Source organism: Brevundimonas sp. NPDC055311 (genome assembly GCF_053645695.1).
Genome location: NZ_JBSHMV010000001.1, coordinates 33,297 through 53,560 on the forward strand (window position 1 = coordinate 33,297; position 20,264 = coordinate 53,560).

General features: G+C 67.0%; 17 protein-coding genes and 1 tRNA gene. 15 read left to right on the top strand and 3 right to left on the bottom strand.

What is annotated here, in order from left to right; genetic code table 11:
- Positions 1–21: 21 nt before the first annotated feature.
- Both ACWIDZ_RS00160 and ACWIDZ_RS00165 read left to right on the top strand, forming a co-directional pair.
- Complete coding sequence (locus ACWIDZ_RS00160; RefSeq protein WP_453988686.1) at positions 22–288, top strand: DUF3311 domain-containing protein; 267 nt, start codon at positions 22–24, stop codon at positions 286–288.
- Positions 285–1,736 carry a sodium:solute symporter family protein gene (locus ACWIDZ_RS00165; RefSeq protein ID WP_453988685.1) on the top strand — a complete coding sequence of 484 codons (1,452 nt, stop codon included), beginning with the start codon at positions 285–287 and terminating at the stop codon, positions 1,734–1,736. The genes ACWIDZ_RS00160 and ACWIDZ_RS00165 overlap by 4 nt, the downstream gene beginning before the upstream one ends.
- 18 nt (positions 1,737–1,754) lie before the next feature.
- Here ACWIDZ_RS00165 and ACWIDZ_RS00170 read toward each other — a convergent pair whose 3' ends face one another.
- Entirely contained in the window at positions 1,755–2,672 is a 918-nt protein-coding gene (locus tag ACWIDZ_RS00170) for a LysR family transcriptional regulator (RefSeq protein ID WP_453988684.1), read from the bottom strand.
- A gap of 138 nt (positions 2,673–2,810) precedes the next feature.
- Between ACWIDZ_RS00170 and ACWIDZ_RS00175 the strand changes: the two genes are divergently transcribed.
- The 10 genes from ACWIDZ_RS00175 (at position 2,811) to ACWIDZ_RS00220 (ending at position 16,106) form a co-directional block, all read left to right on the top strand.
- Positions 2,811–3,734 carry a dihydrodipicolinate synthase family protein gene (locus ACWIDZ_RS00175; protein WP_453988683.1) on the top strand — a complete coding sequence of 308 codons (924 nt, stop codon included), beginning with the start codon at positions 2,811–2,813 and terminating at the stop codon, positions 3,732–3,734.
- A 3-nt stretch (positions 3,735–3,737) separates the two neighbouring features.
- On the top strand, positions 3,738–4,937 hold the full coding sequence (locus tag ACWIDZ_RS00180) for an NAD(P)/FAD-dependent oxidoreductase (RefSeq protein WP_453988682.1): 1,200 nt from the start codon (positions 3,738–3,740) through the stop codon (positions 4,935–4,937).
- Positions 4,930–5,217 (top strand): (2Fe-2S)-binding protein, encoded by a 288-nt coding sequence (locus ACWIDZ_RS00185; RefSeq protein WP_453988681.1) that lies wholly within the window; start codon positions 4,930–4,932, stop codon positions 5,215–5,217. The genes ACWIDZ_RS00180 and ACWIDZ_RS00185 overlap by 8 nt, the downstream gene beginning before the upstream one ends.
- Positions 5,214–6,596, top strand: a complete 1,383-nt coding sequence (locus tag ACWIDZ_RS00190; RefSeq protein ID WP_453988680.1) for an FAD-dependent oxidoreductase — start codon at positions 5,214–5,216, stop codon at positions 6,594–6,596. Before ACWIDZ_RS00185 ends, ACWIDZ_RS00190 begins: the two co-directional genes overlap by 4 nt.
- A gap of 158 nt (positions 6,597–6,754) precedes the next feature.
- The gene (locus ACWIDZ_RS00195) at positions 6,755–7,198 is read left to right on the top strand and encodes a VOC family protein (protein ID WP_291779746.1); all 444 of its coding nucleotides are present in this window, start codon (positions 6,755–6,757) and stop codon (positions 7,196–7,198) included.
- Between the two features lie 13 nt (positions 7,199–7,211).
- On the top strand, positions 7,212–7,619 hold the full coding sequence (locus ACWIDZ_RS00200) for a RidA family protein (protein ID WP_338578056.1): 408 nt from the start codon (positions 7,212–7,214) through the stop codon (positions 7,617–7,619).
- A 63-nt stretch (positions 7,620–7,682) separates the two neighbouring features.
- Positions 7,683–10,673, top strand: coding sequence for a TonB-dependent receptor domain-containing protein (locus tag ACWIDZ_RS00205; RefSeq protein ID WP_453988679.1), 2,991 nt, complete (start codon positions 7,683–7,685; stop codon positions 10,671–10,673).
- A 100-nt stretch (positions 10,674–10,773) separates the two neighbouring features.
- The gene (locus ACWIDZ_RS00210; RefSeq protein WP_453988678.1) at positions 10,774–12,567 is read left to right on the top strand and encodes a DUF885 domain-containing protein; all 1,794 of its coding nucleotides are present in this window, start codon (positions 10,774–10,776) and stop codon (positions 12,565–12,567) included.
- Positions 12,568–12,594: 27 nt separating this feature from the next.
- Positions 12,595–14,328: a DUF885 domain-containing protein gene (locus ACWIDZ_RS00215; protein WP_453988677.1), complete on the top strand. Its 1,734-nt coding sequence runs from the start codon at positions 12,595–12,597 to the stop codon at positions 14,326–14,328.
- Positions 14,328–16,106 (top strand): DUF885 domain-containing protein, encoded by a 1,779-nt coding sequence (locus ACWIDZ_RS00220; protein WP_453988676.1) that lies wholly within the window; start codon positions 14,328–14,330, stop codon positions 16,104–16,106. Before ACWIDZ_RS00215 ends, ACWIDZ_RS00220 begins: the two co-directional genes overlap by 1 nt.
- A 392-nt stretch (positions 16,107–16,498) precedes the next feature.
- On the opposite strand, the gene ACWIDZ_RS00225 is transcribed toward ACWIDZ_RS00220, so the two are convergent.
- Both ACWIDZ_RS00225 and ACWIDZ_RS00230 read right to left on the bottom strand, forming a co-directional pair.
- Positions 16,499–16,588: transfer RNA gene (locus tag ACWIDZ_RS00225), tRNA-Ser, on the bottom strand.
- Between the two features lie 65 nt (positions 16,589–16,653).
- A complete protein-coding gene (locus ACWIDZ_RS00230) occupies positions 16,654–17,595 on the bottom strand; it encodes a DMT family transporter (RefSeq protein ID WP_453988674.1) in 942 nt (313 codons plus the stop codon).
- Between the two features lie 149 nt (positions 17,596–17,744).
- On the opposite strand from ACWIDZ_RS00230, the gene ACWIDZ_RS00235 reads away from it, so the two are divergent.
- From ACWIDZ_RS00235 to ACWIDZ_RS00245, 3 genes are read left to right on the top strand one after another with little or no spacing between them, the layout of a single operon-like run.
- The gene (locus ACWIDZ_RS00235; protein ID WP_453988673.1) at positions 17,745–18,620 is read left to right on the top strand and encodes a septal ring lytic transglycosylase RlpA family protein; all 876 of its coding nucleotides are present in this window, start codon (positions 17,745–17,747) and stop codon (positions 18,618–18,620) included.
- A gap of 40 nt (positions 18,621–18,660) precedes the next feature.
- A complete protein-coding gene (gene tmk / locus ACWIDZ_RS00240) occupies positions 18,661–19,287 on the top strand; it encodes a dTMP kinase (protein ID WP_453988672.1) in 627 nt (208 codons plus the stop codon).
- The gene (locus ACWIDZ_RS00245) at positions 19,284–20,264 is read left to right on the top strand and encodes a DNA polymerase III subunit delta' (protein ID WP_453988671.1); all 981 of its coding nucleotides are present in this window, start codon (positions 19,284–19,286) and stop codon (positions 20,262–20,264) included. Before tmk ends, ACWIDZ_RS00245 begins: the two co-directional genes overlap by 4 nt.

Below are 20,264 nucleotides of genomic sequence, written 5' to 3' on the forward strand. Positions count from 1 at the left end.
ACCGACTGGGACCCTGTAGTCATGACGCATTACGCTTCGTTCCGGGCGATGCACCGGCGGTATGTTCACCGCTGGCTGCTCGTCATCCCCTTCATCTGGCAGATCGGCCTGACGCCGCTGGTCAATACGGCGTCGGTGCGGGTGTTTTCATTGCCTATGCCCATGGTGTGGCAGATGGCGGGCATCCTGGTCGCGACAGCCGTGATCGGCTTCGTCTTCTGGGGCGATGAGCGGATCGAGAAGGAACTGGGTCTGACCGACGATCAGGACGGGGAGGGTCTGTCGTGACCCTGGCTCTGACCCTCGGCATCGTGCTGGCGACCATGATCGGCGCCATGCTCTACGGACATCAGAAGTCCAAGGCCAAGACGGTGACCGAATGGGCGGTCGGCGGCCGTCGCTTCGGCACCCTGATCTTCTGGTTCCTGAACGCGGGCGAGATCTATACGACCTTCGCCGTTCTGGGCATTTCGGGCTACGCTTGGGCCTATGGTGCCCCGGCCTATCTGGCCTTCACCTCCGTCTCCCTGGCGGCGACGCTGGGCTACTGGCTGATGCCGCGTATCTGGCAGGCGGGCCGTCAGGGCGGCTTCATCACCCAGGCGGACTTCTTCGCCGCCCGCTACAAGGCGACCTGGCTGGGGTGCCTGGTCGGTCTGGCGGGTATCGCCGCCATCGTCGTCTATGTGCAGATCCAGATCACGGCCCTGAGCCTGATCCTGCGCCTGACGTTGGGGACCGAGGTGTCGGTGACGGCGGCGGCCATCATCGCCGCAGGCATCATGTTGGCCTTCGTCTATGTGGCGGGTCTGCGCTCGGCGGCCTTCGCCGCCGGGGTCAAGGACGTGTTGATGATCGTTCTTGTCGTCGGCCTGAGCGCCACCGTCGCGGGCAAGGTCGGCGCCTCGTCCATTCTGGACGTGTTCGCGCGGGTTCAGGACCAGAATCCCGGCATCGGCGTCTTTCCGGGCATGGTCCCCGAAGCCGGCCTGACGGTGACCTGGATGATGACGGCGGCGCTGAACGTCGCCCTGGGGACCTGGATCTTCCCGCACATGTTCCAGCTCTGCTACGCAGCCGGCAGCCGCAAGGCCATCCGCCGCAACGCCGTGCTGCAGCCGATCTATTCCCTGTCCTTCTTCTTCATCATTCTGTTGGGCTTCGGCGCCCTGCTGGCCGGGGCTTCTCCGCCGGGCGGGGACGTCAACGCCGCCCTGCTGCAGTTCGTGTCCGACGCCTATCCGGTGTGGATGATCGGCCTGCTGGCCGGGACGGCCTGTCTGCTGGCGCTGGTGCCGGGCTCGGTGCTGCTGCTGACGGCGGGGTCGATCTTCAGCCGCAACGTAGTCATGCCGCTCAAGCCGGACCTGAGCGATCGGGCCAGTCTGCTGGTTTCGCGGCTGTCGATGGTGGGCTTCGCAGCGGTGGCCGTGTGGCTGACGATCGGCGCGACCTCTTCCCTGGTCGAGATCGGCCTGGCCGCCTACGCCGCCATCGGCATGTTGGCGCCCGGCGTCTTCCTGGCCTTCCTGTGGCCGCGCGCCAATGCGATCGGCGTGGCTGCGGGCATCGGCGCGGGCTATGCGGCCCTGTTGCTGCCGTCCGCTCAGTCCCTGTGGGCGGCGCTGCTGCCGGGGTGGGACAAGGGACTGGTGGCGATGGGCGTCAACGCCCTTGTCGCGATCATCGTCGTACTGCTGACGACGTGGGGCCGCGCCGAGGAAGGCGGGCGTTAAGCCCGCCTCCTGTTCGCGTCAGTCGCGCCCTGCCTCGGTCTCGTTCCAGCTCTTGATGCGGGTTTCGAACGCGGCCAGCAGGCGCGCGGGCGCACCGTCCAGCTGACGCCCCAGTCGGTGGATCAGGCTGATGGTCGTGTCTTCGAGGTTGGCCTCGCTGAGCGGGCGGACCACCAGGGTTCCCTCTTCCAGTTCGCTCGTCACCGCGATGCGCGGCAGGACGGTGACCATCCGGCCCGCCCGCGCTGCCTCGCGCATCACATACAGGGAGGTCGTCGTCAGGGCGGGCTCCAGCCACACCTGTTCACGGCGCTCGGCCTCGCGCAGGATCTGGCGGATTCTCAGACCGATGTCCGGCAGGCACAGGTCGAAGGCGCTCAGTTCGGACAGCGAGACGCTCTTCAGCCGCGCCGCCGGGTGATCCGGGGCGCACACCACCATCAAGGGCTGGGCCGCGACCGCGCGCACGCGGATCTTGGGTTCGGCGCAGTCGTTGAAGATCAGGCCGAAGTGGGCGTTGTCATCGAGGACCGCCCTGACGATTTCCGTCGTCGACTGCACTGATACGGACGCGGCGATGCCGGGGTGCTGGCCCTGGAACTCCTCAAGGACCTTGGAGAAGAAGCCGCCCAGAAAGCCCTCGCCAACCGCGATGCTGACCTTGCCCGCCTTCATCTGCCGATGCTCGTGGAGCCTGTTCATGAAGGCTTCTTCGTTGGCGACGCAGCCCTGATAGTATTCGTAGGCCAGCCGGCCCGCCTCGGTCATGCGGATCGAGCGCCGTCCGCGTTCGATCAGGGCCACGCCCATGTCGCGTTCCAGTTGTGCGATCTGGCGGCTGATGGAAGAGACGGCGACGCCGATCTTGTCGCTGGCCAGGCGCATCGAGCCCAGACGCGCGGCCTCGTGGAAGTAATAAAGCGCGTTTCCCTGCATGGAGTCCTCCTAGGACGCAGAGGCTAGCGCGCGTTGCGTGAAACGCAATGATATTGATCATTTGTCCCGTATTGTGAGGCTAAACGAAATGATCGAGACAGGGGCGATCTGTCGCACAGTATTGATCTAGAGGTGTTTGTGACTGGCAAGAGAATGCGCGTCGGCTGGCGCGGCTACATCCCCGCAATCACGACGCCCTTCGACGTCGATGGACAGCTCGACCTGTCAGGCCTCGGGACGTTGCTGGAATGGCTGCACGCTGAGGGTATGCACGGTCTGGTGGTGGCCGGAACCACGGGGGAGTGGACCAGCCTGGCCCCTCAGGAGCGCAAGGCCCTGATCACCGCCGTCGGCGAACAGATGAAGGGCAAGATCTCTCTCATCGCCGGTTGCACCGCCTTTACCGCACAGGAGGTCGTCGACTTCGCCGAGACCGCCCATGCCTGCGGCTATGAAGGCGTGCTGGTGACGCCGCCGCCCTATATTCGTCCATCGCCGGACGAGATCGTCAGCTTCTATCAGACGGTGTCGGACGGGGCCGCCCTACCGATCTGCGTCTACAACTGGCCGCCGGGCACGGGCGTCGACATGGACTTCGACCTGTTGCGCCGTCTGGCCGGCATCGAGAACGTCGTCGCCATCAAGCAGTCGACGGGCGACCTGCGCCGCTTCGTGCAGACCTATTTCGGACTGTGCGAGCAGATCCGCGTTTTCGGCCACAGCATGGACGACGGCGGCCTGGCCTTGTTAAGGGGCGGGGGCGGCGACGGCACCATGGGGGCCGGCGGCGTATTGGGGCGGACCCAGCCGGATTTCTACAATCACGTCTGGGCAGGGGATTTCGAGGCGGCGCGCGCCTGCGGCCGTCAGGACCGGGTCATCATGGACGCTTGGTACACGTCGGAGCTTGTCGGCCGCTTCGGGTCGGGGCCTGCCATTCTGAAGGCGGCGCTGAATATCCAGGGCCTGCCGGGGGGCTATGTGCGCCGTCCGCTGCTGGACGTGCGCGAAGCCGATTTGGAGCGCATTCGCGAGACCCTGGCGTCGCTCGGGCGCGCCTGATCGATGAAACGTCTGGACGTCGTGGTGATCGGCGGCGGCCTGGTCGGCGCCGCCACGGCGTTCAGGCTCGCCCAGGCCGGGGCCTCGGTGGCCGTGGTGGAGGCGGGCTATCCCAATATTGGCGCGTCCGGCGCCAATGCGGGGTCTCTGCATTTTCAGCTGGAGCGCCGTTTCTTGGAGAACGGCGAGGCGCTGGCCGATCAGGCGGCGCAGGTGTTGAGCCTCAACCGCCTCGCGATCGAGGAATGGCGGAGGCTGGACGCCGAAATGGGTCCGGATCTCCACATCCACCTGCGCGGGGGCCTGATGGTCGCCGAGACGGCGGACCAGGTCCGTACGCTTGAGCGCAAGGTCGCCCGCGAGGTCGAGGGAGGTCTGGACACCCGGCTGATCGACGGCGCCGAAGCGCGAACGATCGCGCCGGGCCTTTCCGAAGCCGTGACGGCGGCGGCCTACCTCCCGTCGGAAGGCCATGCAGATCCGAAGGCTTTGACCCCGGCCTTCATGACGCGGGCCCAGACGGGGGGCGTCCAGCTGCTGCAGGGCGCGCGCCTGACGGCGGCCGGAGCGGATGCGCAGGGCTATCGTCTGACCGTGCGGCGGGGCGAGGCGGACATCGAACTTGCGACCCGCAAGGTGCTGATCGCGGCGGGCGCCTGGACCGGCCGTATCGGCGAGTTGTTCAACCTGCACCTTCCCATCTATCCGGTCGCCCTGCTGATGAATGTGACCGAGCGGGCGCCGCCGATACTGGAGCAGTTGATCCAGCACGTCGGTCAAAGGCTGTCGATGAAGCAGGCGCACGCCGGAAACATGCTGATCGGCGGGGGATGGCCGTCCCGCATGCGGCTGGACGCAGCGGGCCGGTTCGATCTGGACCGGCCGGCGGAACTGCTGACGCCGTCGCTCGCGGGCAATCTGGGGGTCGCGTCGCGTATCTTTCCGCCGGTCGCCGAGCTCAATCTGATCCGCAGCTGGACCGGGATCACCGCCATCACGGCCGATCAGACCCCGCTTGTGGGCGAAGTGCCCCAAGCGCCCGGCGTCTATGTGGCGGCGGGCGGTTCCGCCTTCACCTTGGGGCCGGTGTTCGCCCGTCTTCTCGCCAGACTGATTCTGGATGAGCGCGAGGATCGCCTGTCGATCTTCTCTCCGGCGCGCTTCGGCCACCTCAACAGCTTCATGGGAGGTCGGCTTGCGTAAGACCGACGGCGTGTCGCGCGGGGAGCCCTTCGCCTTCAGCGTCGACGGCGACGCGATCCAGGCCTATCCGGGCGAGACCATCGCGACGGCCATGCTGGCCGCCGACGCCACGGGATTTCGGCGCGATCGTTCGGGACGGCCGCGCGGCCTCTTCTGCAACATGGGCGTCTGCAGCGAATGCCTGGTCCATGTGCGGGATGGCGACGTTTCCCGACGCGTGCGCGCCTGTCTTGTCCTGGCTGAACCCGGAATGACGGTCGAGACGGGGATCGGCGAATGAGTTCGTCCCTCAGCGGCGCGAGCCCAGATTACGACCTGGCCGTGATCGGCGCAGGACCGGCGGGGCAGGCGGCGTGCCTGAGCCTCAATGGGGCCCTGCGGATCGCCGTCATCGACGAACAGGCGCGGCCGGGCGGCCAGATCCTGCGCCAGCCGCCGCGCACGTTTTCGGTCGCCGACTGGATGAAGGGCGGGGCCTATCGCGGGCTGAAGGCGCGGCTCGCCGCCTTTGAGGCCCTGACGAACGTCGACTTCTTGGGCGGGCGATCGGTGCTTGGGCTGCGTGAAGCGGGCGGCGTGTGGACGCTGACCCTGTCCGGCGCGTCGGGCGTCGAAGAGGTTTCGGCGCGCCGGGTGCTGATCGCCGGCGGCTGCTACGATCTTGCCGCGCCCATTCCCGGCTGGACCTTGCCGGGCGTCATGAGTGCGGGCGGGACTCAGGCCTTCATCAAGAGCCAGCAACTGGTCCCCGGAAAGCGCCTGGCCTTCGCGGGCAGCCACCCGCTGCAACTGCTTGTGGCCGAGCAGGCCCTGGAGGCAGGCGGCGAGGTGGCCGTAGTGGCCTTCATCCAGCCTTTCTCGACGCTCGCATGGCGCGCGATCACCCGACCCTGGGCCGCCCTGACGCATTGGCCCGTTCTGGTCTCGGCGCTAGGCAGCGCCTGGCGCCTGCTCAGGGCCGGCGTTCCCCTGCGTTTCGGTCGAGCGGCGCTGAGCGTGGAGGGGCAGGGCAGGGTTTCCGCCTTGCATCTAGGGGGCGCCGAGCGGTTCGACTGCGACGCGGCCGCCCTCTGTTTCGGTTTCATGCCCCAGGCGGACCTTCCGCGCGCGGCGGGCCTGCAGGTGACGCCTGCTCGGCCCGGCGGTTGGAAGGCGAGCCACGACGAATGGATGCGGGCCTCGCGTCGGGGCGTCTATGTCGCAGGCGAGACGACAGGCGTGAAGGGCGCCGCAGCGGCGTCGGCCGAAGGCGCTCTGGCCGGTCTGGCGGTCGCCCTGGACGAAGGCCTTATCGATCAGGACGAAGCGCGTCGTCGCGCACGGCCCTGGCGCAAGGAGCGGCGGGCGGCGATGCGGTTTGCGGCCTTGCTTGAGGCCATCGCGGACCCGGGGCCGTTCAGCGCGCGGTTGCCTGATGCGGACACGATCGTGTGTCGGTGCGAGGATGTCGCCTTGGGTGATCTGCAGGCCGCCGTGGCGCAGTGCGCGGAAGTCGGCTCGGTCAAGCTGGCGACCCGATGCGGCATGGGCGCCTGCCAGGGCCGAAACTGCGAGCATAGCCTGCTGAGCCTGGCCGGACAGCCGCATTCCGAACGCTCAGGGTTCACGGCGCGCTTCCCTGCAAGGCCCGTCAGAGTCGGTGATCTCGCCGTTCGTTGATTGCGTTTATCGCAACGAATTTTCCAAAAGCTGTCATTGTGTGCGGCGACAGAACGCCACAAAACTGTCTTCATCAAAAGTCGGAACACGTTGCAATGGAGGGGAGCGTGGCCGGAACTACTCGCGATGGGGGCAGGCCGTCGTTCACGGTGGATCACGTGTCCAGAACCGTCCCTGACCTCGATCAGGCGCTGGCGTTCTACTGTGGCGTCCTCGGGGCGGTGGAGCTCTACCGCATGGGGCCGATGGACGCGGCCGACATGCCGACGGGTCCCGATGGGCGCGACTGGATGGAGGCCCATGTGGGCGTCCAGGGGGCTTGTCTGACCCTGGCGATGATCGCCTTCGGCGATGGCGCTCGCGTCCAACTGGTGCAGTACGACCGGCCGGACGGGCGGTGGACGGAGCCGCCGCTCAACTGCGACATCGGCGGGCATCACATCGCGTTCCGGGTGGATGACGTTCTCGCAGCCGCCGCATGGCTGACGGAGCGAGGCTGTACGCCGCTGGACGCCATCGAGATCGACGCCGGACCGCTGGCCGGAAAGACCAACCTCTACATCCAGGATCCTTTCGGGCTGCAGCTCGAACTCGTCGACTAGCCGGGAGGGCGACATGGCGACCACGAAAATCAATCCATCAGGACTCTACGACAGCACGCCTTTCGGCTTCTCGCATGCCGCCGTTCAGGACGGCGGGAAGGTGCTTCACCTCGCCGGCCAAGTCGCATGGGACGCCGATTGCAACGTCGTGGGCGTCGGCGATTTCGCCGCCCAGGTCGACAAGGCGCTCGCCAACATCGCGGCGGTCCTCTCCCATTCCGGTCTGGGTCCGTCGGACGTCGTCCGGCTGCGGACCTACATCGTCGATAACGACATGGAGCGCCTCGGGGCCGTGGTCGGCGCCCTGAAACGCTTCTACGGCGACGAAACGCCGGCGCCCAACACGGTCATCGGGGTCCAGTCTCTGGCCTTGCCGGACTTCCTCGTCGAGATCGAAGCCACCGCCCAGTTCCGCGATTAAGGCCGCGGCCACGCGCGCCTGATCGCTCATCCATTCACGCTAAATTCCCTTGGAGTTCCTTCGTTGACCTCTCCCAATACGCGTCAGTGTCTGCTGACATCCACTGTTATCGGCGGTGTCGCCGCCCTGACGGCTTTCGCCGCCCAGCCCGCCGCCGCCATGGTTCAGGACGAACCCACCTCGGTCAGCGAGATCGTCGTCACGGGTTCGCGGATCGTCCGTAAGGACTATAATTCGACCAGCCCCATCGTGACCGTCGGCCAGGAAGACCTGCAAGCGACCGGGTCGGTGACGGTCGAAGGCCTGATGAACGACATGCCGCAGTTCATGCCCGGCAACAGCCACGGCTCGGTCAACCCGGGCAACGGCGGTCAGGCCAACCTGAACCTGCGCGGCCTGGGCAGCAACCGGACGCTTGTCCTGATGAATGGTCGCCGCATCGTGCCGTCGAACGCGGACGGCACGGTCGACGTCAACCTGATCCCGGCGGCCCTGATCAAGAACGTCGAAGTCATCTCGGGCGGCGCCTCGGCCACCTATGGTTCGGACGCCCTGGCCGGCGTGGCGAACTTCATTCTGAACGACAGCTTCTCCGGCGTTCAGATCGACGCCCAGTATGGTCAGACGGAACGCGGCGACGGCACGACCGAGAGCTTCACCGTGACGGTGGGCGGCAATCTGGACGACGGTCGCGGCAATGCGGTGCTGTCGATCGGCCGTTCGACCCGTTCGGCGATCATGAGCGATGCGCGCGGCTTCTCGCGCGTTTCCGGCCGCAACAGCGTCTCGCCGCTCGGGGTCACGACCTTTGACTCGACGAACCTGCCGAGCCAGGCCTTCATCAACAGCTATCTGAACTGCGCCAACTGCGTCACCCCGACCGGCGAGTTCGGCTACAACACCGACGGTTCGCTGTTCAGCCACGTCGGCGCCTACAACTTCAAGAGCCCCGGCGGCGCCGAATGGGACGCCTATCACGAGCCCGGCGTGGCCTGGGCCTACAACACCGGCGCGACCGGCATGCTCAGCATTCCGCTGGAGCGCTGGAACGCCTTCTCGGCGGTTCGCTACAACCTGACGGACTCGATGGAGCTGTACGGCAACGTCCTGTACACCCAGTACAGCTCGGACGTGATCCTGGCGCCGACGCCGATGCCGGGACCGTCGCCGACGTACGGCTTCCGCGTGCCGACGACCAATCCGTTCATCTCGGCCGACCTGCGCGCCTTCCTGGACGCGCGTCCGGATCCGACGGCTTCGTTCGGTCTGAACAAGCGCTTCAACGCCATCGGCGGCCGCCTGGCCGAAGACAGCACCACGGTCTATCAGGTGACGACCGGCGTGCGCGGCGATCTGCCCTTCGGCGACTGGCGCTACGACGTCAGCGCCCAGTACGGCCGCGTCGACAACCAGACGCAGCAATCGGGCAACGTCTCGCGCTCGGCCGTTCAGCGACTGCTGGATGATCCGACCGGCGGCGCCAGCCTGTGCGAAGGCGGCTTCAACCCCTTCGGCCTGACGCAGCTGTCGCAGAGCTGCATCAACTACATCAACCGCAACAGCAAGAACGCCACCCTCAGCGAGCAGAGCGTCGTCGAGGCGACCCTGCAGGGCGGCCTGTTCCAACTGCCGGCCGGTGAAGTCCGCGTCGCCGTGGGCGCCCAGTATCGCGAAGACACCTTCGCCTTCCGTCCCGACGCCGGCCTGTCGCAAAGCAATCCGGTCGTCGACCACCTGGGCGCTGACGGCCTGCCTGACGGCGGCAAGATCGGCGGCGTGGAAGTCGCCGGTTTCAATCCGGTTCAACCCCTGACCGGCTCGACCAACTCGACCGAAGTCTTCATCGAGGCCCTGATCCCGGTCCTGGCGGACAAGCCGTTCGTCCAGTCGCTGGATCTGAACCTCGGCTATCGCTACGCCGACTACAGCACTGTCGGCGGGGTTTCCGCCTATAAGGCGGACATCGACTGGGCCGTTGTCGACGGTCTGCGTGTTCGCGGCGGCGTCCAGCGCGCCGTGCGTGCGCCCTCCATCGGCGAACTGTTCGGCAACCGCGATATCAGCTCGCCGCAGATCGGCAGCCCGGTGAACGCCGCAGGTCAGGCCGTCTATGGCGGCGACCCCTGCGACATCCGCGGCGCCTACCGGAACGGGCCGGACGCGGCCAAGGTCCGCGATCTCTGCATCGCCCAGGGCCTGTCGGCGGCCGCTGTCGACAGCTATGTCTTCAACAGCACGCAGATTCAGGGCTTCGTCGGCGGCAACCGCAACCTGAAGGAAGAGACGGCGGACACCTGGACGCTGGGCTTCGTCTATCGTCCGCAGCTGGAGAACCCGCTGTTCTCGCGCCTGTCGACCTCGCTCGACTACTACAGCATCGAGATCACCGACGTGGTCGGCACCATCACGGCCGCGAACCAGCTTCAGGGCTGCTTCAACGCCACGGGCGTGACGAACACCAGCTATGACGTCAACAACGGCTATTGCCAGCTGTTCCGCCGCGATTCCATGACGGGCAATGTGGTGGACAGCCTGGGCCTGCAGCAGAACCTGGCCACGCTGAAGACCTCGGGCGTCGACCTCCAGGTCGACTGGGGCTTCGACCTGATGGACGCCGGCATGCCCGACTGGGGCGCGCTGAACCTGAATTTCGTGGTCGGCTGGATGGACGCATGGCAGCGTCAGGATGCTGCGGGCGGGCCGTTCAACGAGCGTGCGGGCACCATCGACTCCACCAACGGCTTCACCTTCCCGGAATGGAAGTTCCTGACTTCGGTCAACTATTCCAAGGGGCCGTATGGCGTGGGCCTGCGCTGGCGCCGGGTGGGCGAGATGGATATCTACCGCACCGACAACAAGCTGGATGCGATCAACTACTTTGATCTGCTGGGCACCTGGGAGGTTAACGAACGCGTCGTTCTGCGCGCGGGCGTCAACAACCTGACCGATCAGGACCCGCAGACCTGGTCGCCGGGCATCCAGGCCAATACCGATCCCTCGACCTATGACATCCTGGGACGGCGCTACTTCGTGGGTCTGACGGCTAAGTTCTGACCCCGATCAGGCGCGGCGGCGACGGTTCGGCCATCCTCCTGAGGCCGTCGTCGTCGCGCTTTGAATCTCGAGCGGGACGTATGAGTTGAGGGAACCGAGTATGAGAAGACGTGAACTCCTTCTGGGCGTGGCCGGTGCGGCGGCGCTCAGCATTGTAGCCGCATCGCCCGCTGCGGCTGCATGGCGCCAGACGGACGCGCGGGAGCGGTTCGCGGCCCTGGTCAAGGAGAGCCAGAAGGCGGATGACGCCCTGAATCCGCTGCGCCTGGCGCGACGGGGGCAACGGCCGACCGGCGACGTCTTCATCGACCCTCAGGGCGAGGCCTACGCCCGGCAATTCGGGGCCCAGAAGCGGGCGGAGCTGAACGCGCTGTCGGCTATCGACCGCGCCTCCCTGCCCGAGGGCGATCAGATCGCCTATGATGTCTTCCGCTATCAGGCGGAGAAGGCGGTCGACGAGATCGACAGCGGTCTGCATGCGATCCGCAACAAGGCGCCGCTGAACGCCTCGTTCGGCCTGCACGTCGAATTCCCCGACTATATGACCAGCGCCCAGTTCAAGTCGCTTCAGGACTATGAGCTGGGTCTGGCCCAGCTGGAAGGCTTCACGGCCTTCATGAACGACACGGTGAAGCGTCTGGAGCAGGGGATGGCCGAGGGCTATCATCAGCCGAAGATCGTGGTCACCAACGTCCTGGCGCAGGTCGAGGCCTTCCTGGCCCTGCCGGTCGAGGACAATCCCCTCTATGCGCCGGCGACGCGCTTCCCCGATGCGATCGGAGCGGCTGACCGCACGCGGTTGGAGGCGGCCTATCGCAAGGCGGTCCAGGACGGCGCCTATCCCGCCTATGACCAGTGGCGCGTGTTCCTGCGCGATCGTTACCTGCCGACCGCGACCGAGGGTGCGGGCCTGTGGGCGATGAAGGACGGCGCGCGCGTCTATGCGGCCGACCTGGTCCGCCACACCACGACCACCATGAGCGCCGAGGAGATCCACCGTCTGGGCGTGTCGGAAGTGGCCCGTATCCGGGCCGAGATGGAGGAGTCGCGCAAGGCGGCGGGCTTCACCGGCGATCTACCGGCCTTCTTCGAACATATCCGCACGGAGCCGAGCTTCTACTACACTGAGCCGAAAGACCTGATCGATCACTTCGAGCGGATCGAGGCCAAGGTCTGGCAGCGGATGCCCGAACTGTTCTCACGCCGCCCGCGCGCCGAGTTCGAGGTCCGTCCGCTGCCGGCGCTGGGGGACCAGCGCGGCACGGGCTATTACCGCTCGGGCCCGCCGGACGCTTCGGAGCCCGGCGTGCTCTATTTCAACATGGCGATGCTGAACACGCGCCCCATCCCGACGCTGGAGACCCTGGCGCTGCACGAAGGCGTGCCGGGCCACCACTATCAGTCGTCCCTGGTGCAGGAAGACGAAAGCCTGCCGGATCTGCTGCGTTTCCGCCTGGCGCCGGCGACCGCCTATACCGAGGGCTGGGGCCTGTATGCGGAGTCTTTGGGCAAGGACTTGGGTCTGTTCACCGACCCGTATCAGTGGTTCGGCCATCTCGACATGGAGATGCTGCGCGCGGTGCGTCTGGTGGTCGACACCGGACTTCACGCCCTGCGGTGGGAGCGTCAGCAGGCCATCGACTACATGCTGGCCAACACCTCGATGGCGCAGCGCGACGTGGTGGTCGAAATCGACCGCTACATCACCAACGCCGGTCAGGCCTGCGCCTACAAGGTGGGCGAGCTGAAGCTTCAGGAACTGCGCGGCCGGGCGACCCAGAAGCTAGGCGACCGGTTCGACATCCGCCATTTCCACGATCAGGTGCTGGACACCGGCGCTCTGCCGCTGGACGTGCTGGAAGCCAAGATCGACCGCTGGCTGGCCGCCGCCTAAGCGGGCGGGACTGAAGGGGAGCAGGGCATGAACAGACGGCAGATGCTGACGGCGGCGGCTGGGACCGCCGCCCTGGCCGCCGCGCCTGCGGCTGCGGCTTTCGACAGCGCCGATGGTCGGCTGGCGGCGCTGTTGGAACGGCACGCCCGCTCTCTTCAGGCGTTCGACGGAGGAAGCGAGGCGGATCCGCTGGGCGACCGCTCCGTTGCAGGACGCGCTGGTTTCCGAGCGGAGAACACGCAAAGGATCGCTGAACTTCAGAGCGTCGATCGCGCGGCCCTGTCGCCTGCCGCCCGCATCGACCGGGATACCGCGGCCTTCGTCTATGGCGTTCTGGATGATCATCTGGCGCGGCCGGGTACCGTGGATCTTGATCTTCGCCCCAGCCCCTATGTCGTCAGCCAGATGAACGGCGCCTACTACTGGTCGCCGCCGCGGATCGGGGCGCGGGCGATCAAGGGACGGGACGTATACCTAGATGGCGTCGCCGCCCTGGCGCGCGGCATCGAGCAGGAGAGCGAACGCATCGTCCACGACGCGGCGCAGGGCGTCATTCCGCCGGACTTCATTCTGGCGATGACAGCGGCGCAGGTCAGGGCCCTGCGCGACAGCGCGCCGGGGGCCAATCCCGTCCTGGCTCCGGCGTACCGCTCCGACGAAGCCCTGGGCGAGGAAGGGGCGGCCCTGTTCAGCCGGATCGTCGCCCCCGCGCTGGACCGTCAGGCGCAGGCGCTGGACGCCCTTGTCGGGCGCGCGTCGGACAAGGCCGGGGTCTGGGCGCAACCGGACGGCGAGGCGCTCTATGCCTCGTCGCTGTACGCCAACATCACCATCCGGCGGGCGCCGGGCGAGCTGCATCGTCAGGGTCTGGAGTGGGTGGCGGCCCTGTCGGCCGAGATCGACGCTGATCTGAAGCGACTGGGTATGAGCCAGGGCTCGGTCGGCGAGCGTATCGCCGCCCTGAACGTCGACCCGCGCTTCCTGCAGCCGAACACCGATGCCGGGCGGGTCGAGGTTCATCGTCAGGCCGAAGCCTATCTGGCGGCGTCGCGGGCGCGGGCGTCGCGGGCCTTCACCCATCTGGTGGACACGCCGGTCGAGGTTCGCCGCATGTCGACGGCCACCGAGGACAGCTCTCCCGTCGCCTTCTACAACGGGCCGTCGGGCGGAATGTCGGGCGCGGTTCTGCTGAACCTGAAGACGCCCAGCGATCTGCCGTCCTGGCGCCTGCCGACCTTGATCCATCACGAAGGCGTACCGGGCCATCACTCTCAGGCGGCGGTGCTGGACGAGGTCGGCGGCCTGTCGGCCTTCCGGCGCGCGGCGCGCTTCTCCGCGTGGACCGAGGGCTGGGCCCTTTACGCCGAAGCCATGTCTGACGAGATCGGCGCCTATGAGGCCGACCCCTACGGCCGTATCGGCTATCTGCAGGCGCAGCTCTGGCGCGCCGGCCGCGTGGTGGTCGACACCGGCCTGCACCACGAGCGCTGGGATCGCGAACAGGCCGTCGCCTATATGGTCGACACCGTCGGCGAACTGCGCGGACCGACCGAGCGGGAAGTGAACCGCTACTGCGTCTACCCTGGGCAGGCCTGCTGCTTCATGGTCGGCAAGCAACAGATCGTCGCCTCGCGCGAGGCGGCGAGACAGGCCATGGGCGGTCGTTTCCGTCTGGGCGACTATAACGATCTTGTACTGCGTTCCGGCCCCTTGCCGATGGAAGTCCTGGACGCCCTTGTTCAGCAATGGAGCGCCGCCTGATGCGTCGTCGTGATCTCCTGGTCGGCGCTGCGGCGCTCGGCATGGCTTCCCCTCTGGCGGCGTGCGCTACGGGCGCCGTTTCGCCCGGCGCGGCGAAGGGCGGCGGGGCCGACGACGCCCGCCTTGCCGCCATGCTCGAACGCCACGCCCAGGCCCTGCGCGCCGAGGAAGGGGGCGGCGACCGCCTGGCCGACTATTCGCTGGCGGCCCGCGCTCGCCACGGACAGGCGACGGCGCAGCGGCTGGCTGAACTGGGCGCGGTGAACCGCGCGGCGCTCTCGGCCGCCGCAGCGCTGGACTACGACACGGCCCGCTTCGTCTATGAGGCGATGGCCGACCAGTATGGCCGTTATGGCTTCTCGGACATCAATCTGCGGCCCAGCCCCTATGTCGTCAGCCAGATGAACGGCGCCTACTACTGGCTGCCGGACGGCATCGGCGGTCGCTCGCCGATGAAGAACGCGGCCGACGCCGACCGCTATCTCGACAAGCTGAACCAGTTCGCCGTCGCCCTGGATCAGGAGACCGAACAGATCCGCCACGACGCGGGGCTCGGCGTCATCCCGCCCGACTTCATTCTCGCCAAGACCCTGACCCAGATTGCGGCTCTTCGTGAGTCCTCGCCGACGGGCAATGCGCTGACGGCGCCCGCGCTGGAGCGAGCGCGCGAAGCCGGGATCGCCGGTCTGGACACGCGCGCGGCGGCGATCTTCGCCGAGCGGATCCGACCCGCCCTGCAGCGCCAGAGCGAAGCCCTGGCCGCCTTGCAGCCTCGCACCGACGCTCGCGCGGGCGTGTGGGCCAAGCCGGACGGAGAAGCCTATTACGCCTCCGCGCTTCATTCCAACACCACCGCCAGCTATGCGCCGGGCGAACTGCATCAGCTGGGCCTGTCATGGGTCGCCGAACTCTCGGCCGAAATCGACCGGCTGCTGAGAGCCGAGGGTCTGACGGAGGGGGAAGTCGGCGCCCGCATGGCCGCCCTGGATCGCGACCCGCGCTTCCTCAAGCCAGATACGGAAGCCGGGCGTCAGGAAATCATCGACTACGCCAACCAGCGCCTGAACCACGTCAAGGGGCTGCTGTCGCGCGGGTTCACTGTGACCCCGGATCGGCCGGTGGAGGTGCGTCGCGTCTCGCCCGCCATCCAGAACGGCGCGCCCGGCGGTTTCTACAGCGCCAGCAGCGATCCCGCTCAGCCGTCGATTATCTACATCAACCTGCGCTCGGTCGAGGAAAACGCCCTGTGGCGCATTCCCACGCTCCTCCACCACGAAGGCGTGCCGGGGCACCATTTCCAGGATAGCGTCCTGCAGGCAGCCGGCGAGCTGTCGCTGTTCCGGCGGACGGTCCGTTTCTCGGCCTGGACCGAAGGCTGGGCGCTCTACGCCGAGCAGCTCGCCGATGAGATCGGCGCCTTCGAAGGCGATCCGGTCGGTCGGATCGGCTATCTGCAGGGGCAGCTTTTCAGGGCCTGCCGCGTGGTCGTCGACACGGGGATTCACCATGCCCGCTGGACGCGTGAACACGCGATCGACTGGATGGTGACCCATGCCGGCGAGCATCGCGACGCCGCCGAGCGCGAGATCGACCGTTACTGCGTCTATCCCGGTCAGGCCTGCAGCTTCATGGTCGGCAAGCAGCAGATCGCAGCCTCGCGCGAAGAGGCAAGGCGCCGGCTTGGGGCGCGGTTCGACTTGCGCCAATATAATGATTTCGTCCTGGCTTCCGGGCCGCTTCCCATGGATGTCCTGGCTGAAGCGGTGCGCCTGACATAGGCTGATCTGCCGTGCACACGCGGGCGGGATCAACCCGACAATCAGGCTAAAGTTCAGGAGGGGCTGAAGCCGTTTGATCCATGGCGTAGAGTCGACATTTCCAATGTCGGGATCTTCCTCGGAATGAGCGCAGGCATGAGGCGTGTGGGGCAGGGCAACGCTAGGAATCTCGCCCCCACATCGTCGCACGCATGGTCGAGCACGATGGCCTGAAGACGCCCCTTCGCCCGGACGATCTCTGAACCCAGGGTCCCAAACACCTTCCGGACGGCGGCGATGTCCGGCTATGGCCTGGAGCGAGCAGCCTAGTTACCGAAGCTATGAAGCTCACTATGGGGCCGCGCTTAGCGTCCTCATGACCATCCTCGATGGTTGCTTCCAGCTCAGGACGGTGGCGGACAGGGTGGGATTCGAACCCACGGTAGGCTTCCACCTACGGCGGTTTTCAAGACCGCTGCCTTAAACCACTCGGCCACCTGTCCCACGCGAGTCGGCTCGCGCTCGCCCGTGCATAGCGGCAAGCCGAGCGCGACCCAAGCGGAAAGCGTCAGGCGATCTTGCCGTTCGGCGGCGCATTCGGGCGGGTGACGAGCCAGATGCCGGCGCAGACCAGAATGAGGGCGATCAGGTAGCTCCAGCGCAGCATGGATTCTCCCAGAAAAACCGCCGACAGCGAGACGCCGAAGACCGGGATCAGGAAATTGAAGGCGGCGATCATCCCCACCGGGTTGTGCTTCAGGAGCAGGCTCCACACCGCGAAGGCCACCGACGAGAGCAGGGCCAGATACAGGAGCAAAGTCCCCGATGTCAGGTCCAGTCCCTGAATCCGTCCGCCCATCGCCATGCCTGCAACCGTCAGAATCAAGCCGCCGATGGCCAGTTGCCAGCCGGTCATGACCATGGGGTCCAGATTGCGCGACAGCCGTTTGCCATAGATGGAGGCGGCGGCCAGGACAAAGGCCGCGATCACGATGAAACCTTCGCCCAGCAAGGTGAAGTCGAAGCCGAATTCACCCCCGCCGCCGAGGTTGACCACGACGACGCCCAGGAAGCCGATCAGGCAGCCCAGCGCCTTGCGGCCGCTCAGCCGATCATCCGCATAGATGAAGTGGGCCAGAACGACGCTGAAGAAGACGCTGGTCGCGTTCATGATGGAGGACTTCACGCCCGTGGCGTGCGCCAGGCCGATGTAGAAGAAAACGTACTGAATGGCCGTCTGGGTCAGCCCGAGCAGGGCGACTTGCCCGGCCTGACGGCCGCTCATGGCCAGAACCGGCTTCTTCATGCCCACGGCCACGATCAGCAGGATCACGCCAGCCAGGGCGAAACGCCAGCCCGCGAACAACAGTTGGCTCGCGATGTCGGTCGGGGCGACCTGCAACAGGGCGTAGCCGCTCTTGATGGCGGGAAATGCGCTGCCCCACAGGGCGCAACAGAGGATCGCGAGAAGGAAGACCCCGGTTCGGGTCCTGTAGAGGGAAGTGTTCAAGGCGCTCGGTTCTGACGTCCAGCCGGGGAGGGGCTTTGACGCAAGGCCATACGCGCAAACGGAGCGTTAACCAAACCGGAAACCTCTGCCTCTAGTCTCGCTCCGATTTCCTGTCGGCTGGAGTGCAGAACGTTATGTGGGCGAGATTGTTGAAAGGGGCGATTATTCTCGCCGCCTTCTCAACCCTGGCGGCCTGCGCCAGCCTGGGCGGCAAGGGCGACGCGCCCATCAGCGTGCCCGTGGTGACCGATCCCGCCCCGATCGTCTCGGGCACCATGCGTCCGTATCAGGTCCGCGGCCGCTGGTATCACCCCAAGGAACAGCCGAACTACGACGAGGTGGGCCAGGCGTCCTGGTACGGCAGCTATCATCACGGACGATCCACCTCCACCGGCGAGCGCTTCGACATGAACGCCCTGACCGCCGCTCACAAGACCCTGCCGTTGCCCAGCCTGGTCGAGGTGACCAACCGCGCCAACGGCCGTCGGGTCATCCTTCGCGTCAATGATCGCGGCCCATTTGTCGACGGCCGCATCATCGACCTGTCGCGCGGGGCGGCTGAAGAACTGGGTCTCCTGCAGCAAGGCGTCGGGGACGTGCGGGTCCGCTATGTCGGGCGGGCGCCGCGTCAGGGCGGAGGAACCTCTCTTCGCCGAGCCGACGTCGATAACGCGCCTCAGCCTCGAGCCCAGGTTCAGGCGCAAGCGACGCCTCAGTCGTCGGGACCGCGCCCCTATTATGAAAGCGTGACGGCATCGAGCCCGCCCGCGCCAGCATATGCGGCGGCGCAGCCAGCGGCCTTGAACGCCTATTGGGTGCAGGCGGGGGCCTATTCGGATCGTCGCGGCGCCGATCGAGTGGCGCGACGTCTCGGCGACAAGGCTGTGGTCCAGAACATCGACCGGGACGGCCGCGCGCTGTTCCGCGTCGTGGTCGGTCCCTGGCCCGATGCGGGGGCCGCTGAGCGGGCGCGTCAGGCTGTCGTCGCACGCGGGTTTGGCGACGCCCTGTTGATAGGCGGCTGAACGGGCTTGCTTCCCGCGCCTCGCTCGCCATTGTGCGCAGGTGCAGCGAGGCAGATTCATCACTTTCGAAGGCGGCGAGGGCGCCGGCAAGACGACCCAGGCGCGCCTGTTGGTCGAACGCTTGCGCGCGCGCGGGCTCGACGTGCTTCAGACGCGCGAGCCTGGCGGGTCGCCGGGCGCCGAGGAAATCCGCGGTATCGCCGTTTCGGGCGAGGCGGATCGATGGTCCGCGCGGACAGAGACCCTGCTGATGTATGCGGCGCGCTCGGACCATCTGGAACGGACCATTGTCCCCGCCCTGGCGGCCGGACGCTGGGTGGTCTGCGACCGCTTCGCCGATTCCAGTCGCGTCTATCAGGGCGCCGGCGGGGGAACGCCCGAAAGCCTGATCGAGGCCTTGGACGACGCCGTGGTCAATGGCGATCAACCCGACCTGACGCTGGTGTTCGACCTTCCGGTCGAGGTCGGACTGGATCGAGCCTTCGGGCGCGGCCTGTTCGAGACCCGTTTCGAATCCAAGGGATTGGCCTTCCACCAGAAATTGCGTGACGGCTTCCTCCAGGTGGCTGAACGTCACCCCGAACGGTGCGTCATCCTCGATGCGACCGGAGAGGTGGAAGCGGTCTCTGCCCGCCTCTGGGCCGTGGTGGAGGAGCGGCTGCTTTGAGCGAGCATCCGCGCGACCGTTTCGATCTGATCGCCGACACCCAGGCTGAGGAAGCCTTCCTGGACGCCCTGAACCGCGGCCGGTTGCACCACGCCTGGCTGCTGTGCGGGGTCGAGGGATCGGGCAAGGCCAGCTTCGCCTATCGCGCCGCACGCCGCCTGCTGGGAGCCGCGCCGGACCCGTCGCGCGGGCCGCTGGGCGCCGCGCCGCATGACCCCGTCAGCCGCCTGGTGTCCGCCCAGGCCCATCCGGATCTTCTGGTGCTGGAACGCGCGGTCGAGGGCGGCAAGCTGAAGCGCGCCATTTCGGTCGATCAGGCCCGCGACCTACCCGAATTCTTCGCCAAGAGCCCCTCGCAAGCCCGAAGCCGCGTCGCCATCATCGACGCCGCGGACGACCTGAATGTGAACGCCGCCAACGCCTTGCTCAAGATTCTTGAGGAACCGCCTGAAAACGGCGTGCTCTTCCTGGTCACCCATGCGCCGGGTCGGTTGCTGGCCACCATCCGATCGCGCTGTCGGCGGCTGACCTTTCCCATCTGGCCGGAAGCGCGCCTGGCGGAACTGGTCGAGCGACGCACCGGCGTATCCCGCGATGAAGCGGTCGCGGCGGCGAGCATGGCGGGCGGTTCGCCCGGCGCAGCCCTGGATCTGGCCTCCGGAGCCATGACCGAAGTCGACCGTCTGGCTCGCGCCTGGGTCGAGGGGCCGGACGTGGACCGCGCAGAGCAATTGGCGATCGCCGACGGTTTCCGGGGCGCCGAAGGACAGGCGCGTTTCGAAGCCCTGATGGACCGCGTAATCGCCGCTGTGAAGCGTCGGGCCGTCGAATCCGAGGGACGAGAAGGCGCGCGCTGGGCCGAGCTGTGGGGACGTCTGTCCGAGATGCCCGATCGCGCCGCCGGGTTGAATCTTGATAAGGGAGACGTCCTGGCCGGAGCCCTGGCCGATATCGCCCGCACGAAAGCCGCCGCCTGA

Coding starts and splice junctions, on each gene's coding strand:
- ACWIDZ_RS00160 (WP_453988686.1), top strand. CDS start 22: ATGACGCATTACGCTTCGTTCCGGGCGATGCACCGGCGGTATGTTCAC.
- ACWIDZ_RS00170 (WP_453988684.1), bottom strand. CDS start 2,672: ATGCAGGGAAACGCGCTTTATTACTTCCACGAGGCCGCGCGTCTGGGC.
- ACWIDZ_RS00180 (WP_453988682.1), top strand. CDS start 3,738: ATGAAACGTCTGGACGTCGTGGTGATCGGCGGCGGCCTGGTCGGCGCC.
- ACWIDZ_RS00190 (WP_453988680.1), top strand. CDS start 5,214: ATGAGTTCGTCCCTCAGCGGCGCGAGCCCAGATTACGACCTGGCCGTG.
- ACWIDZ_RS00200 (WP_338578056.1), top strand. CDS start 7,212: ATGGCGACCACGAAAATCAATCCATCAGGACTCTACGACAGCACGCCT.
- ACWIDZ_RS00210 (WP_453988678.1), top strand. CDS start 10,774: ATGAGAAGACGTGAACTCCTTCTGGGCGTGGCCGGTGCGGCGGCGCTC.
- ACWIDZ_RS00215 (WP_453988677.1), top strand. CDS start 12,595: ATGAACAGACGGCAGATGCTGACGGCGGCGGCTGGGACCGCCGCCCTG.
- ACWIDZ_RS00220 (WP_453988676.1), top strand. CDS start 14,328: ATGCGTCGTCGTGATCTCCTGGTCGGCGCTGCGGCGCTCGGCATGGCT.